Annotated in this window: 13 protein-coding genes and 1 tRNA gene; 10 read left to right on the forward strand and 4 right to left on the reverse strand. The window is 44.9% G+C overall.

Translation table 11 applies throughout. From position 1 onward, the window contains the following. From OCV20_RS12650 to OCV20_RS12670, 5 genes are read left to right on the forward strand one after another with little or no spacing between them, the layout of a single operon-like run. On the forward strand, window positions 1-1,200 hold the full coding sequence (locus OCV20_RS12650; RefSeq protein WP_086774103.1) for a beta-ketoacyl-[acyl-carrier-protein] synthase family protein: 1,200 nt from the start codon (window positions 1-3) through the stop codon (window positions 1,198-1,200). Continuing rightward, window positions 1,193-1,657: a hotdog family protein gene (locus OCV20_RS12655; RefSeq protein WP_086774104.1), complete on the forward strand. Its 465-nt coding sequence runs from the start codon at window positions 1,193-1,195 to the stop codon at window positions 1,655-1,657. The genes OCV20_RS12650 and OCV20_RS12655 overlap by 8 nt, the downstream gene beginning before the upstream one ends. Further along, the gene (locus OCV20_RS12660; RefSeq protein ID WP_086774105.1) at window positions 1,654-2,379 is read left to right on the forward strand and encodes a 3-ketoacyl-ACP reductase FabG2; all 726 of its coding nucleotides are present in this window, start codon (window positions 1,654-1,656) and stop codon (window positions 2,377-2,379) included. Before OCV20_RS12655 ends, OCV20_RS12660 begins: the two co-directional genes overlap by 4 nt. Beyond that, window positions 2,376-3,599, forward strand: a complete 1,224-nt coding sequence (locus OCV20_RS12665) for a beta-ketoacyl-ACP synthase (RefSeq protein ID WP_048611281.1) — start codon at window positions 2,376-2,378, stop codon at window positions 3,597-3,599. Before OCV20_RS12660 ends, OCV20_RS12665 begins: the two co-directional genes overlap by 4 nt. Before the next feature lie 8 nt (window positions 3,600-3,607). Then, the gene (locus OCV20_RS12670; protein ID WP_086774106.1) at window positions 3,608-4,072 is read left to right on the forward strand and encodes an Sbal_3080 family lipoprotein; all 465 of its coding nucleotides are present in this window, start codon (window positions 3,608-3,610) and stop codon (window positions 4,070-4,072) included. An 89-nt stretch (window positions 4,073-4,161) separates the two neighbouring features. Here OCV20_RS12670 and gltX read toward each other — a convergent pair whose 3' ends face one another. After that, window positions 4,162-5,589 (reverse strand): glutamate--tRNA ligase, encoded by a 1,428-nt coding sequence (gltX, locus tag OCV20_RS12675; protein WP_017069020.1) that lies wholly within the window; start codon window positions 5,587-5,589, stop codon window positions 4,162-4,164. A gap of 288 nt (window positions 5,590-5,877) precedes the next feature. On the opposite strand from gltX, the gene OCV20_RS12680 reads away from it, so the two are divergent. Next, window positions 5,878-8,691 carry a heavy metal translocating P-type ATPase gene (locus OCV20_RS12680; RefSeq protein WP_086774107.1) on the forward strand — a complete coding sequence of 938 codons (2,814 nt, stop codon included), beginning with the start codon at window positions 5,878-5,880 and terminating at the stop codon, window positions 8,689-8,691. After that, complete coding sequence (locus tag OCV20_RS12685; RefSeq protein WP_048615709.1) at window positions 8,681-9,121, forward strand: DUF411 domain-containing protein; 441 nt, start codon at window positions 8,681-8,683, stop codon at window positions 9,119-9,121. The genes OCV20_RS12680 and OCV20_RS12685 overlap by 11 nt, the downstream gene beginning before the upstream one ends. 247 nt (window positions 9,122-9,368) lie before the next feature. On the opposite strand, the gene OCV20_RS12690 is transcribed toward OCV20_RS12685, so the two are convergent. Both OCV20_RS12690 and OCV20_RS12695 read right to left on the reverse strand, forming a co-directional pair. After that, window positions 9,369-10,082, reverse strand: a complete 714-nt coding sequence (locus OCV20_RS12690) for an oligogalacturonate-specific porin KdgM family protein (RefSeq protein ID WP_048615708.1) — start codon at window positions 10,080-10,082, stop codon at window positions 9,369-9,371. A 536-nt stretch (window positions 10,083-10,618) separates the two neighbouring features. Next, window positions 10,619-13,270, reverse strand: coding sequence for a beta-N-acetylhexosaminidase (locus tag OCV20_RS12695; protein WP_086774108.1), 2,652 nt, complete (start codon window positions 13,268-13,270; stop codon window positions 10,619-10,621). Between the two features lie 405 nt (window positions 13,271-13,675). Between OCV20_RS12695 and OCV20_RS12700 the strand changes: the two genes are divergently transcribed. Further along, window positions 13,676-14,563, forward strand: coding sequence for a TraB/GumN family protein (locus OCV20_RS12700; RefSeq protein WP_086774109.1), 888 nt, complete (start codon window positions 13,676-13,678; stop codon window positions 14,561-14,563). A 121-nt stretch (window positions 14,564-14,684) separates the two neighbouring features. Beyond that, entirely contained in the window at window positions 14,685-15,107 is a 423-nt protein-coding gene (locus tag OCV20_RS12705) for a hypothetical protein (protein ID WP_086774110.1), read from the forward strand. A gap of 279 nt (window positions 15,108-15,386) precedes the next feature. Here OCV20_RS12705 and OCV20_RS12710 read toward each other — a convergent pair. Continuing rightward, window positions 15,387-15,463, reverse strand: a tRNA-Pro gene (locus tag OCV20_RS12710). Between the two features lie 255 nt (window positions 15,464-15,718). On the opposite strand from OCV20_RS12710, the gene OCV20_RS12715 reads away from it, so the two are divergent. Beyond that, window positions 15,719-15,859, forward strand: a complete 141-nt coding sequence (locus OCV20_RS12715; RefSeq protein ID WP_017062321.1) for a DUF3149 domain-containing protein — start codon at window positions 15,719-15,721, stop codon at window positions 15,857-15,859. The last annotated feature ends 75 nt before the right edge of the window (window positions 15,860-15,934 follow it).

Genomic DNA, 15,934 nt, shown 5'->3' on the forward strand with positions numbered 1-15,934 from the left:
ATGCCTATTTACATCCAAGACTGTGGTTTCCACTCAGCGCTAGGTTCAGAGATTGCGGACATTCATGGCTGCCTGAAAGACGAACGTGAATCAAATATGGTCGAAGTAAATGATATGCTGAACGATGGTAAACATACTGTCGTTGGTCAGATCGCGGGTGAACTGCCAGCGATTCCTTCAGATCTTACGCAATACGCCACTCGCAACAATCAACTGGCGTTATCAGCTCTAAATCAAATCCAAGACTCTATCGAACAAGCAAAATCTCAGTTTGGCGCAGATAGAATTGCAGTGGTTATCGGCACCAGTACTTCGGGAATTTCGGACGGTGAGGCCGCTTTTAAGCACAAACTCGACCAAGGTTCTTTTCCCGAACATTATCACTACTCAAAACAAGAGCTAGGGAACACCTCTGACTTTGTTAGTCAATACTGCTCATTAACCGGGCCAAGCTATGCGATCTCGACAGCTTGCTCATCCAGTGGTCGTGTGTTTCTCACTGCGCAACGTTTGCTAGATTCAGGCATGGCTGATGCTGTGTTAGTCGGTGGTGTGGACACCTTATGTAAGCTGACACTCAACGGTTTTCATGGCCTGGAAGCACTCTCAACGACACATTGTAAGCCGTTTAGTGCAACCCGAGATGGTATCAACATCGGCGAAGCGGCGGCATTTATGTTGCTCAGCAAAACAAAACTAGCCGGTTTAAATACAGCGCAAGACACATCAAACATTGCCTTATTAGGCTGTGGTGACAGCTCTGACGCACACCATATTTCAGCGCCCCACCCTGAAGGCAACGGAGCAGAACAAGCGATGAAAAAAGCGTTATATTCTGCACAGTTACAAGCAGAAGACATCGGTTATATCAATGCCCATGGCACAGCAACGCCACTCAATGATTCAATGGAAAGCAAAGCCATCCATCGTATTTTTGCAAACAAGGTTCCCGTTAGCTCAACCAAGCCGCTTACCGGGCATACTCTAGGAACAGCAAGTGCGATTGAGGCGGCAATTGCATGGCATATTTTAAAATATGACTTACCGCTTCCCTTACAAAAATGTCAGGATAAAGCTGAAGATATTGAGATTGATTTGGTAAACTGTACCCAGAAACTTAAAGTAAAGAACATCTTAAGCAACTCGTTTGCTTTTGGTGGTAACAACATTAGCCTGATTTTTGGTGTAGTAAATGACTGATATCCCTTCTGTAGACCAACTCCTCCCTCACGATGATCCGATGATATTAATCGATCGTGCTATCAGCGTAGAGGCGTTGTCGATCCACTGCCAGGTCGATATTGGTGACCATAACCTGTTCTTTGACGCCGAATCTCAAACCATGCCCGCGTATGTGGGTATCGAATTTATGGCGCAGTCTGTTGCTGCTTGGTCTGGATACCATGCACTGAAAAACGGCATCACTCCCCCAATCGGTTTCTTACTCGGTTCTCGCCGTTACAAGTCACTGTGTGATGAATTTACTCAAGGTCAGACCCTTGATATCTACGCCGAGCAACTGATGGAAGACAGTGGCATGGCCGTGTTTACCGCTAGAGTCGAAGACCAAGGCGAGTTAGTGGCTCAATGCCAACTCAATGTCTACGTGCCGACCGAACAAAAATTACAAGAAATGAAAACTAGGAGCCCATCATGAGCCGTCAGGTTTTAGTCACTGGTGCCAGTAAAGGCATTGGTAAAGCGATCGCTATTCAACTCGCGAAAGACGGATTTGAAATCGCCGTTCATTACATGGGTGACAAGCAAGGTGCTGAAGAGACGCTGCAGTCGATCACTGAACAGGGTGGCGCAGGTCGTCTTATCCAATTTGATATCAGCAACCGCGGCGAGTGTCGCGAAAAGCTTGAGTCTGATATCGCTGAACATGGCGCTTACTATGGTGTTGTGAACAACGCCGGCATTACTCGTGACACCGCATTTCCAGCGATGACAGAAGAAGAGTGGGACGGCGTTATTCATACCAACCTCGACAGCTTCTACAATGTGCTCCACCCGTGTGTCATGCCAATGGTTCAAAAACGCAAAGGCGGTCGCATCGTTACTCTGGCTTCTGTATCGGGCATCATGGGTAACCGCGGTCAAACCAACTATGCAGCGGCAAAAGCGGGCGTGATTGGCGCAACTAAGTCTCTGGCTTTAGAACTCGCGAAACGCAAGATCACGGTAAACTGTGTCGCTCCAGGCTTAATTGATACCGGCATGGTTGACGAGCACGTGAAAGATCATGCGCTTCCTCAAGTACCACTGCGCCGCATGGGTGAACCAGAAGAAGTGGCAGGCCTAGTCAGCTACCTTATGTCTGACATTGCAGGCTACGTGACTCGCCAAGTGATTTCGGTTAATGGAGGCTTAGTATGACCCGCCGCGTTGTTGTAACTGGCATGTCTGGTGTTACTGCCTTTGGTAATGACTGGCAGCAGATCGAACCGAAACTAAAAGCCTGTGAAAATGCAACTCAATACATGCCAAGCTTTGAGCAGTATGATGGTCTCAACACTAAGCTTGCTGCGCCTATTGATGACTTCCAATTGCCAAAACACTACAAGCGTAAACAAGTGCGTGGCATGGGACGAGTATCCCGCCTAGCCACCGTTGCGACAGAAAATGCATTAGAGCAAGCAGGGCTGATCGGCCACGATATTTTAACCAATGGTGAAACCGGCATTGCTTACGGTTCTTCAACCGGCAGTACTGATGCCGTTGGTGCGTTTGGCGTGATGCTTAACGAGAAATCGACACGAGCAATCACAGCAACCACCTATGTTCAAATGATGCCACACACCGCCGCGGTCAACGTGGGTCTGTTCTTCGGCCTGCGCGGCCGCGTGATTCCCACCAGCAGTGCGTGTACTTCAGGAAGCCAAGCGATTGGTTATGCCTATGAAGCGATTAAGCACGGCTACCAAACCGTGATGGTTGCCGGTGGTGGTGAAGAGCTATGCCCAACTGAGTCTGCCGTTTTCGATACCCTTTTTGCTACCAGTTTAAAAAACGACACACCCAAGAAATCTCCTAGCCCTTACGACAGTGGGCGCGATGGCCTTGTTATCGGTGAAGGCGCTGGCACGCTTGTTCTTGAAGAGTATGAACATGCCGTGGCTCGTGGTGCGAAGATCTACGCTGAGATCATTGGTTTTGCCAGCAACTGCGATGCTGCTCATGTGACCCAACCTCAAATGGAAACCATGCAAATCTGTATGGAAAAAGCACTGAAAGATGCGCAACTTCCGGCTGAAAAGATTGGCTATGTATCTGCGCACGGAACGGCGACTGAAAAAGGCGATATTGCGGAAAGTAATGCGACCGCGAACATTTTTGGTGAAGTGCCAATCAGCTCATTGAAAAGCTACTTTGGTCATACGCTTGGCGCGTGTGGTGCGATTGAAGCTTGGTTAAGTCTAGAGATGATGCATTCAGGTTGGTTCAGCCCAACATTGAATCTTGAGAATATCGACGAACAGTGCGGCAAGCTCGATTACATCACAGGCTCTGGTCGCGAATTGGACGTTGAATATCTGATGAGCAACAACTTCGCTTTTGGCGGAATCAACACCTCAATCATCTTCAAAAAAATCTAGGATAGATAATGAAAAACTGGTTAGTTGCTGCTGTTGTCGTTTTACTCGCAGGTTGTAGTGCTCCGAAATATTCAGGAAACGCACTACCAGAAGCAAATACAATCGAACAAGTAACGATTGTTGAAGACGAGAAAACTCGCACTGTTTTCCTCGATTCCATGCTCGACTGGTGCCTGAATAATCAGGTCAAATGTAAAGTCGTTGCCGACGGCTCAGAACATAATCCAGAGGACATCACGCTGGATTATGTCTCTCGTTGGAGTTGGGATTTCAGAACATTTGTGGCTGACGCAAAGATCTCTGCTTATCAGGATCAACAGCGCGTAGGCAATGTCGAATTCAAAGCGCCAAACAACGGAAACTTTTCTAAGTTTGGTGACGATATGGAACGCATCAAAGCGATGATGGATATCTTGTTCGATAAGAAAACAGCCGCGCAAGCAACTCAAATGATTGCCGACGACAAGCTTTAACGAAGTTATTCAGATAGTAAAACTCGAGACAAATAAAAAGGGTCAGTAACCAAGTTACTGACCCTTTTTAAATTCTAGCAATCGCTCAATTAAGCGTTAGCTTCGCGCTCAGCGATGAACTCAAGAGCCATCTTGATGCGAGCGATTACGCGCTCTTTACCAACAAGCTCCATCACTGCATCAACAGAAGGAGACTGACCGCCGCCTGTTACTGCTACGCGAAGTGGCATACCGATTTTACCCATGCCGATCTCTAGCTCTTCACATACTGCTGCAATCACACCATCTTTGATGTTTGCAGTAGTGAAATCTTCAAGCGCTTCAACCTTAGCAAGAGCAAGCTCTAGTGGGCCTTTAGCAACACCACGTAGGTGCTTCTTCGCTGCGCCAGCTTCAAACTCAGAGAAATCTTCGTAGAAGTAACGAGATTGCTCAGCAAGTTCGATAAGCGTGTTACAACGCTCACCAACTAGCTTGATCACTTCAGTGATAGCCGGGCCATTTGTTGTATCGATCTTCTGTGCGTCTAGGTGCCATTGCAGGTATTTAGCAACGTACTCAGGCTCAGAAGTCTTGATGTAGTGGTTGTTCAACCAAAGTAGCTTATCAGTGTTGAATGCAGAAGCAGACTTGCTGATAGCGTTCAGGCTGAAGAATTCAATCATCTCTTCTTGAGAGAAGATCTCTTGGTCACCGTGAGACCAGCCTAAACGAACTAGGTAGTTGTTCAGTGCATTTGGTAGGTAACCTTCGTCGCGGTATTGCATTACTGAAACAGCACCGTGACGCTTAGAAAGTTTCGCACCGTCATCACCAAGAATCATTGCACAGTGAGCGAAAGTTGGAACTGGCGCGCCTAGTGCTTCATAGATGTTGATTTGACGAGGTGTGTTGTTGATGTGATCTTCACCACGAACAACGTGTGTAATACCCATATCCCAGTCATCAACTACCACTACGAAGTTGTATGTTGGAGCGCCGTCTGTACGACGAATGATTAGGTCATCAAGTTGGCTGTTCGCGATTTCAATGCGACCACGGATTTGGTCATCAAATACTACGCTGCCTTCTTTAGGGTTACGGAAACGGATAACGCATGCATCACCTTCTTTTGCTGCTTCGTTTGCTGCAACAATTTTAGGGTGGTTAGCATCGTAACGAGCCATCTCTTTGTTTTCTTCTTGCTCTGCACGAATTTCATCAAGCAGTTCTTTAGACGCGTAGCATTTGAATGCTTTGTCTTCAGCAAGTAGCTTATCAACCATTTCGTTGTAACGGTCAAAACGCTTAGATTGGTAGTAAGGACCTTCATCCCATTCCATACCCATCCATTGCATGCCTTCTAGAATTGCATCAACTGCTTCTTGAGAGTTACGCTCAAGGTCCGTGTCTTCGATACGTAGAACGAATTCACCACCTTGGTTCTTAGCGAATAGCCAAGAGTAAAGTGCAGTACGTGCACCACCAACGTGAAGATAGCCAGTTGGGCTAGGAGCAAAACGAGTTTTAACCGTCATTTAAATACCTTGATTATGTAGGTGATTCTTTTAGTGCTCGCCATTACAAAGCCTGTAACAGACAAATATCACTAAATTTTGGGCGCTATTTTATCACCACAGCTTAAATCTACAATCAGTAGTGAATGATTAATGTGCTGATCTTGTACGAAAGCTATCGTAGAAGGAGAAAACCAATAGCTCAAGTCCATGTCATACGCTCTAAATAAGCAAATGCTCGTCACGCTCGCGATAAATCTCATCCATTCCACCACTCAATATTCCAACAAATATTAAATTCTTGAATTTATGTTTGACCTTACCCTTACGGCAAGGTTTATGTTAGGGCTAGATGAGAATTGGAGTATCGATATGAACCATTACACAACTGCGCTCAACGGCCTAAATTGCATGGGGTGTGCGAAGAAAGTTCGCACACTGTTTGATGATCTCGAGAATACGACGATCAATGACATATCGCCGACGTACATCGATATTTCGACGCCTTTTAGTTATGTTGAACTCAACGAACAGTTAGCAACCCTTGGTTATTCAATGGGTAGTTCGCTGCACCTTTCATTATCAGGTCTCAGCTGTGGTAAGTGCGTGAACAAGCTGACTCAAGCGCTTCAACAAACCGAGCAAGCCTCAAATCTAGAAGTCACCAAAGATGAATTGTCGTTGGTTACTCTACTTGAAGAATCAGAGCTTATTGAACTGGTTGAAAGTGTGGGTTATCACGCAGCTCCCTATTCTGAAGCCGATAACCTTTTATCTAATTCTGATTCAGAAAACGAACAAGCTGATAAAAAGATTGAAGATACTGAAAATAAAACCACAGCTAGCCAATATACCTATCACCTTGTTCTTGAAGGTATGACGTGTGCGAGTTGTGTCTCTTCGGTAGAGAAAGCGCTGAAAAAGAATGAGTTCGTCGACCAAGCACAGATCAACCTCGCTGAACAGACAGCCTTGGTTTTCACCTCTCAAACAAGAGACATCATTGAAAATGCTCTAATAGAATCCGTGAAAGCTTCTGGTTATGGCGCTGAGTTTGTCGACGATGCGGCGACTCAACAGCAAAAACAACAAGAACAGCAACTTCGTACTCAACAAGCCTTCCTTAGAAACTCCGTAAGTGCGCTGGTGATCGGTGCTCCGCTGATGGCATGGGGCGTGTTCGGTGGCAGCATGACCATTGCCACATTTAACGATCAACTGGCTTGGGGCTTGGTTGGTGTCGTTTGTTTGATACTGCTTGCAACCTCAGGTCGCAGCTTCTTCACGAATGCTTGGCAGTCACTGATGCACAAACGTGCAACCATGGACACGCTAGTCGCTTTAGGTACTGGCGCAGCATGGTTCTACTCAATGCTGGTTGTGCTGATTCCATCATGGTTCCCAGAACCATCTCGCCATGTCTACTTTGAAGCAAGCGCAATGATCGTTGGCTTAATTTCTTTGGGTCATTACATCGAAGCCAAAGCCAAAGCACGTACTACAAAATCGCTGCAAGCACTGATTAATTTACAGCCTCAAAAAGCGGTAGTTATCGTCGATGGCAAAGAACAAACCATCGCCGTAGAAGCGATTCAGGTCGGCATGCAGGTACGAGTAAAACCCGGAGAAAAAGTGCCGGTTGATGGCGTTGTAGTCTCAGGTGAATCTTATATCGACGAATCGATGCTGACCGGTGAACCACTTCCCAACGTTAAATCAACTAATGATGACGTTTCTGCGGGCACCATTAATGGTGATGGTAGCTTAATTATTGAAGCGACTGGGATTGGCTCAAGCACCATGTTGGCTAGAATCATTCAAATGGTTCGCCAAGCGCAAAGCAGTAAACCAGCAATCGCCAAGCTTGCCGATTCTATCTCAGCCGTTTTTGTTCCAGTTGTGGTCGCAATCGCAGCGGTTGCCGCCTTAGTTTGGTTTTTTGTAGGTCCACAACCAAGCGCCAGTTACATGTTAGTGGTATCAACTACCGTACTGATCATCGCTTGCCCATGTGCATTAGGCCTAGCCACACCGCTTTCAATTACTGTTGGCGTCGGTAAAGCGGCTGAGTTTGGCGTTCTTATTAAAGATGCGGATGTATTGCAGTCTGCCAGCAAGATCGATGCTGTTGTGTTTGACAAAACAGGGACATTGACCCAAGGCAAACCAACCGTTCAACAGGCCTTTTACGCTAATCTAACGGAGCAAGAGTTACTGGCTTATGCTTATTCAGTAGAAGTAGGATCTGAGCACCCACTCGCCAAAGCCGTGTGCCAATATGCAGAGAGCTTGGAAGTTTCAGTACTCCCTCACAGCGAATTTGAAAACCAACGAGGGCTAGGGGTTCAAGCAATAATTAACGGCAAGAACGTGCAAGTTGGCTCGCTTAAGTACCTCACCCAATTAGGTATCAATACAGAAATTGGCGCGGATTTCATTGAGCTTTGCCGCTCGCAAGCGTGGACGCCTATTTTCATTGTGATTGACCAAAAACTGGAAGGTATATTGGGCATTTCAGACGCGTTAAAAATAGATAGCAAACAGGCGATAGCTCAACTAAAATCCGCCGGAATTCACACTGTGCTATTAACGGGCGACAACGACTCTGTAGCTCAAGCAATAGGTAAAAGCGTCGGTATCGACGAGGTTATCTCGGAAGTGCTTCCAGAGCAGAAAGCTCAACATATTGTTCAGCTTCAACAGCAATATAAGAGCGTTGCCATGGTCGGAGACGGTATTAACGATGCACCCGCTCTTGCTCAAGCAGATATAGGAATCGCAATGGGCAGTGGCAGTGATGTCGCGATTGAAAGTGCGCAAATGACGCTACTCAACTCATCGCCATTATCAGTAAGCAACGCGATCGAGCTATCTCAAGCGACCGTGAGAAATATGAAGCAAAACCTATTTGGTGCCTTCATCTACAACTCGCTTGGTATTCCTATCGCGGCCGGTGTGCTTTACCCATTTTTCGGATTTCTGCTTAGTCCAGTAGTTGCAGGGGCTGCGATGGCGATGTCGTCAATTACTGTAGTAAGCAATGCCAACAGGCTGAGATTGTTCAAACCAACTCATTCTAATATTAATAAAAACCATATTCATGAGGTTAACCATGATTCGTAAAATTATGACTCTTACTGCACTCGCTGCAATGTCAGGACAAGCTTTAGCTACTGATGTTCTAAACCACAAATCTCCATACTGCGGCTGCTGCACAGAATGGACTGAACATATGCGAGATGCTGGGTTCGATGTTACAGAGAAACTCCACGATGATATGAACCCAATCAAGCAAAAGCTAGGGGTCACACAAGAGCTAGCCTCTTGCCACACTGCAGAGATCGACGGTTACGTATTTGAAGGACACATTCCAGCAGATGACATTAAAGCCTTTCTAGAAAACCCACCACGTAATGCGATTGGTTTAGCGGTTCCGGGTATGCCAATGGGTTCGCCAGGCATGGAGTATGGCGATAAGAAAGACGAGTATTCTGTCTATGCGTTTAATGAAAAAGGTCAGGTGTTTGAATACCGTCACTACAACGGAAAATAGAACCTAAACAGACCAACACACAGCAATAAAAAAGAAGTCATAAAAATAGAGCCTAGCATTCAGTAAACCCAAGACTGTGGTTTACTTGCTAGGCTCTTTGCTTTTGGACAGTAAAGCAAATCTTGTCGCGGCACTAACCGGGCTGTTAGTACCGCTATGTTCCCCTCGCTAATTAGCTAGCAAGCTATTTAACAAAGAAGTTCACTCGGCTAATAATCTAATCGACTAAGCAACCAAGCGAATCAGCTTAGAAGCCGTAAGAAGCACCGAATACGAATGCGTTGTTCTGCTTAGAAGCACCGTTTGCGAAATCTACACCGTTAGCTTGGCTACGGAACTCAAAGTAAGGTTGAACACCTTGACGAGTCCATGTTGCACGTAACTCGTGGTCCATCGCTTCAGCGTCAATCATGTAAACGTTGTTGTAGCTAAGCGCTAAATCAGCATTCACTGTGTAAGCAATGCGGTTATCCATGCGGTAATCTGTGTCAGCATTAGCTGAAGTATCATCGATGTGTGCACGAGTACGGTTACTAATAGAGATGCCGTTGTCGAAGTTGTAACCGATCTTAACTAGTGGACGGAATTGAATGCTTTCGCCTGCAGAGAATAGGTGTTGGTAACCCGCAGCAACCCATAGTTTGTCAGTGATGTTGAAAGATTGCTCACCACCTACAGTGATACCCGGAGTGTTGTTACCTGTAGTAGGCGCACCACCAGTTTCAGCTGAAGTCAGGCCTTCAAGCTCACCCAATTGGATACCATCAAACTCAGAATAAACCGTGAAACCGCCTAGAGAGTTGTCGAACGTGTGACCAGCTTCTAGCGTAGAAGTCATGTCAGAACCGTGGATACGGCCATCGTCATGAATTTGGATGTTACCCGTTACGTAAGAAGAACCAGCAAAAGCACTAGAAGCGAAAGCAAGAGAAAGAGCACTTAGAGCGATAATTTTTTTCATAGTAAACTGCCTTAGTTTAATTTTTTCAGCGGCACATCTTCGGTACATCATTCACCTTCACCGCTTGAGTAGTTGGTAGCCTCCCTGGCATGAAATCTATGTTGCTCGAATTAATTCGCGTTTAAAAATAAAAGAATGGGCAGAGTGATCTCTCTCACTATCAAAAAAGAACAAGTTATTTAACACTTTAAAATCATGTACTTAAAAACATAAAAATTGATAAAAAACTCAAGACGAAAAAACGTACAGATCCAGATCACATTATTTCACGCTGCGAAATTAGAATGAGTTAGTTCAATCACACTTGATTTAGAGTTTTTTATGGGGGACTTATTTTTTGAAGAGAATAATGAGAAGCGCGTCACTTTTGCGATGGAACTCACCTTATGTGCATTGTTGACGATATAAGCAAAGAGTATTTCCATATGTTTCAGCTTAAGAGAAGTGCCTAACTTAGTTTGGACGAAAAAAAAGCTCCCACTTTTATCTGAATAAGACAATAGCTAGGGAGCTTTTCTATTAATGTTGCTTATCGATTATTTTACCGAAGTCACTCGACTTACTTTCTCGCCACTTTCAGAGATAGAGCGGATGTAAGTTTCACCAGAAACCGATGGACGTTGTTGCTCATCATACGTTAGCCAGTTTTCACCATCAGCTGAGTATTGAAGCTCTACGCCTGGGAATTGAACGTTCATTGCAAGCTTGCCATCAACCACTTTTGCACCCGGAACTGGCAGTCGGTAATCGATACCCGCCTTTTCGAGCTTAGCCAGCTCACGTTGGCCAACAATATTCGCGAAACGATTAAAGTCACTGTTTAGAGCCTGCTTATTCACTAAGTCAGTATCTTGAGAGTACTCAACGCCCACTTTGTAGTCGTTTTCCCAATCCGCTCGGTGCCATGCTCGCTCAGCTGCAGCAAGAACGCGTGGGAATACCATGTATTCATACTGCTCATCGGTACGTACTGTTTCAGACCAAAGCTGAGCTGACAAACCGTAGAAAGGTTTCGCTTCAATCTCACCTTTACCACTGAAGCCATTGCCGTCACGGTCTAGAGATGTTTCTGCGTTTTGTGGCATGTTCTCTGGAGCAAAACCAAACATCTTACGAGTGTCGGTTGCACGAGTTGCCCAGTAGTAACCACGTTCTGCTGCGTCTACTTCGTATGGCATATCCATGTATACGTAATCTGGGTTAGAGACAATTACGTCATAACCTTTCGCTGACCAGTCGTAAACTGATGAAGTACCGCCCCAGTAAAGAACATCCCAGAAGTTAACGCGCGTACTTTCTGTTGCAAATGCTTCTTCACCTTCGCTGTATTTCAGGCCATCTTGCCACGCTTGGAAGTGTGGAATGCCCTTCTCAGCAACAATCTTAGACACCTCTTCTGCAAAGTGGCTTGGCAGGTGACCGAAATCGCTTACTGTACCGTCAGCAATTAATTTCTGACATTGTGGAGATTGTTGGAACGGCTTATCTTGCTTAGATAAATCAATGTTACCTTTCCATGCCACTTTGTCTTCTGCATTAATATCTTGTAAGCCAGCGCCTAACTTAATGTTTTTCGCTTCATCGCCACCAAAGTGCCAAGTCGTTAGCGGAACACCCGCTTCTTGGTGCATTGCTGCCACTTCAGAGATCACTTTATCAACAAAGTGAGTCGACGATTCCATACATGGGTTAATGAAGCTCTGCTTATCGTAGAACTGAACAGTCGTCACGTTCGATGTATCTTGTGGATCCATCAGACGGTATTCGTTCGCTTCCGCTTCTTTACCTTCCGCCATTAGGCGAGTGTAACGTGCTTCCATTGATACCACAGCAGAACGAGCGTGTGCTGGCATATCAATCTCTGGGATAACTTCGATGCTGCGCGCTTTTGCGTAGCTTAAGATCTCGACGTAATCCGTTTTACTAAAGAAACCAGAGCCGAAGTTGTCTGTTGTTGGACCTGAACCTAGCTGAGGCAGTAAACAGCTTTGTTCTTCCAAATCGAAACAACGATTAGACCCTACATCCGTTAGCTCTGGTAAACCTGGGATTTCTAAACGCCAACCTTCATCATCCGTTAAGTGAAGGTGCAGTTTATTCATCTTGTAGGCTGCCATTTGATCTAGCGTTGCTAAGATGGCATCTTTTGAGTGGAAGTTTCGAGCAACATCCACCATCACACCACGGTAATCAAAGCGTGGCGCATCTTGGATCGACAGTTGTGGTAATGATTCAGCGTTCTGACTGTCTATTAGGCCAAAAATAGACTGAACTGCGTAGAAAGCGCCGGTTTTATCAAACGCTTTAATTGCAATCCCCTCTTCCGAGATGCTTAGTTCATAAGCGCCAGATTTCGCTAAATCACCCGTAAACTGAGTAGGAACAACAGCGACACTTACAGGTAGGTCGCCACTCACATCTACGTTTACCACATCTGCACGTTCTTCAATTGCTGCGAATTGCTCAGCGTCGAATGCGTCTTTAGGTAGGGCAATACCACCAGCAATGCTAACTGAACCTTCACCGGCTTCTACCGACATTGGCGTTGGTAGTAAAGTGGTTGATACGTCTTGCGTTGCTAGATCCGCATTCTTTTCGAAACGCGTAACAGCAGTCGCCATTACGTTATTGTCATCAGGCGTACGCTTTAGGTTGTTTCCTTCTAAACCTGTTACGAACGACGCGACATCTTCCGTATTCAATGAAGCAATCATCTTAGGTTCTGCGTTTGGTGCCGTTACAAATGCACCCGGCATAAAGTCGGTTTCAAACAGTTGCCAGTATTCACTGGTTAATGGAAGAATCACTTCTTCACCCGCTGCAAAACCATCGAACTTTTCTGTTGGTTCAAGCTTGTGTAAGTCGCCGGTTACGCGAGTGATTTTAAACTGCTCATTATCAACATCTAAGATAAGGCGAATACTGTGGAAGTAGATGGTCCAATCTTTTGAATCAATCGCTTCACCATCGTTAGTTAACGTCATGTTCACTTTATTACATGATGCCCACTCTGCGCCTAAGTCCTGACAAGCCATGCCTTCGTTTGCACCGTGGTTCGTCAAGATTTCATATTGCACATCAAGGTTATCAGCCAGTGCATTCACCACCTTTTGCTCTGGTGCTTGTGTCACAGCACAACCCGCCAAACCAGCCAGTACCGCTACAGATAGTAAGTTTCTCTTCAACATCGTATTCACCCATAAATTTAAAAATTGAGTAAGAAGCAAATTGGAGCGCTTCGAAAGTTAGCTAAACTATATGGGCTTATTTTTTACCGTGAATTAAATCAAGCTAATAAAGTGATCAGCTTCAAATCTCAAAATCAGCGACAAAATTAATTATATAAAAATCATCAAGTTAGAATTAACGGCACTTCCGTCAGTTTTATTTTGACGTAAAAATTGAGAATTGAATCACAATCTTTTTAAAGGATTTCATAAAATCGTGTCGTTGATAGAGAGAAAGGTTTAAGAGTTTGTTCGGGTTGTTATACTTTTCGTACAAACAACGTGACATCGTTCTCAAAAAAAACCGTTAAAAAACACCGTCAAAATCGATTTTAACGAGTTTAATACTTCCTCAAGGAGCTCCCTTTGCGCCCACTCTGGTACATGGTTTTATTCGTTCTCGCTTTTTCAGCTAGGCAAGCGGTCGCCGAGCCCCTTTATTGGCAAGCAAAAAAGGATGACCTGACACTCACTATCCTAGGTTCGGTGCACGTTGGGGACGAGAGTATGTACCCACTCCCTTCGAAAATCACCGACGCGCTAAAAAACAGTGATGGGTTAGTTATCGAAACGGATATCAGAAAGTCCGATGGCGTTGTATATCCCCACAACAAACTCACAACTGCCGATGTACTCAATGAACAACAGCTGCAATTATTAACCGACATATCAAAATCATTGGGCATGCCGACGCAACAACTGCTTAGCTCACCGCCTTGGGCGACTTCTCTTTCGATACAGATGCAGCAGCTAAAAAACCTTGGTTATAGCTCCGCCAGCGGCGTTGATGTGACGCTAGCTTACAAAGCGACTATCCAAGATGTTCCGGTTATCAGTTTAGAGCCACTACAATTCCAAATAGACCTGATGACAAAACAAAAGGACGACGGTAAAGAGTGGTTAGTCAGTAGCCTTGAAGAGTTCGACCAAACTGATCGTGTGGTTCATTGCCTGATTGAAAGCTGGAAAGCGGGTGATTTAGCGAAGCTGGAAGTCTTCTCAGAGCTGTCAGAGATGTCGCCTGAACTTGAGAAAGCGTTCTTAACCGATCGCAACATAGACTGGGCAAACAAACTATCCTCCAACGATTGGAAACTTAAGTCTAAAGGGAACTACTTGATAGTAGTAGGCACCTTGCACCTAATTGGAGAAGGTAACCTTATACAGTTATTAGAAAAGAAAGGCTTCAGTGTCATCCAGCAATCACAAAGCCAAGCGGCCCAATGTCAATTTGAGGCTAGCCCAAAAAGCTAACAATATTCACCTCATTTTGTTTTCGTTATAAAAGCATTTCCTTAATAACAGAATCTTTACATTTAATAGCATCATTGCGGTGCTATTATCTTTCGCTCTTTTTACCTATGGCGTTGTTCTAATGAAACCAGTACTTTTTGCTTTCCCTTTAGCCCTCACGATGCTGATGCCCTCAATAGCCTCAGCCAAAGAAACATGCACCATCGAACAGTTTCAGGCGATAGACATACAACCGGATACCAAAGGCGGTGTATTAGATAAAGAAAGCGGACAGTTTTTGATTACTGAGAAACCACCGATGCGCTGCGCCAATATTACATTCACAACCTCTACAACACGAAACCGTATCGCAAGCCAAATGAACAACAATTTTGAAGCCAACTTTTACGACAACCAAACGGGAAGCTCTCACTCGGTGGCGTTTGACGAAGATGAAGTAAAGGCAGGTTACATTCGAATAGGCCCGAATAAGCCAGCGGAAGCGTATGTTTGTTTTGTTACCTCGGAAACACCAATAAAAGATATTACGTGCGATGTTAAGTAAACAGATTTGGGACGGGCTTATTGGGTCAATCCTTGTATCTAAACTTGGTGTTTAGAACAACAGAGATTCCCGACTCACTCCTTCGTCGCTCTAATGAGTTACACATATACCAGAACGCAAAAGCCGTAGTCCCTTCTATTACAGAGAGTGCTACGACTTTTTTCAATGTAATCGGTGAAGAGCTTATTTTGAACATCAGGCGAACCCGTTGACCAAGTGATTATCTTTATCCTGAAATGCAAAAAAGCCGTAGCATTTCTGCTACGGCTTTCTTTAATGTGGTCGGTGAAGAGGGATTCGAACCCCCGACCCTCTGGTCCCAAACCAGATGCGCTACCAAGCTGCGCTATTCACCGAGATATCTAACTGGCTGATTGCCTGTCGATGGAGCGTATAATACGGATTCTAAATTTATCCGCAAGCGCTTTTTCTCATATTTATTGTGAATTCGAATCGTTCGAACAAAAGACATACAACAACACGCTTAATGTGACGAAAAACACACAGTTACCAACAAGTATTTAACTTATGAAACAGGATTGATCCAGATCAGTGAATTGATAACACTAGTTAATACACTAACCCGTGTCATATAACTTTGAGGTATACACATGGACTTTTGGCTAGATCTCCTATTTGGTAATGCGGTGGGACTATCTTCAATGATAGTAATCTTCGGGGCTCTGGGTCTCATGATGTTTTATGGAGGCTTCTTCATCTACAAAGTTATGACTGAAAAATCTCCTCACTAGAATCGCTCAGCCTAAATCATTTACTTTTAAGTATTCTTTTACTCTATAAGTAAATGTCAAAACGCTTTGCACCGG

The sequence above is a fragment of the Vibrio coralliirubri genome (genome assembly GCF_024347375.1).
GTDB classification, from domain to species: domain Bacteria; phylum Pseudomonadota; class Gammaproteobacteria; order Enterobacterales; family Vibrionaceae; genus Vibrio; species Vibrio coralliirubri.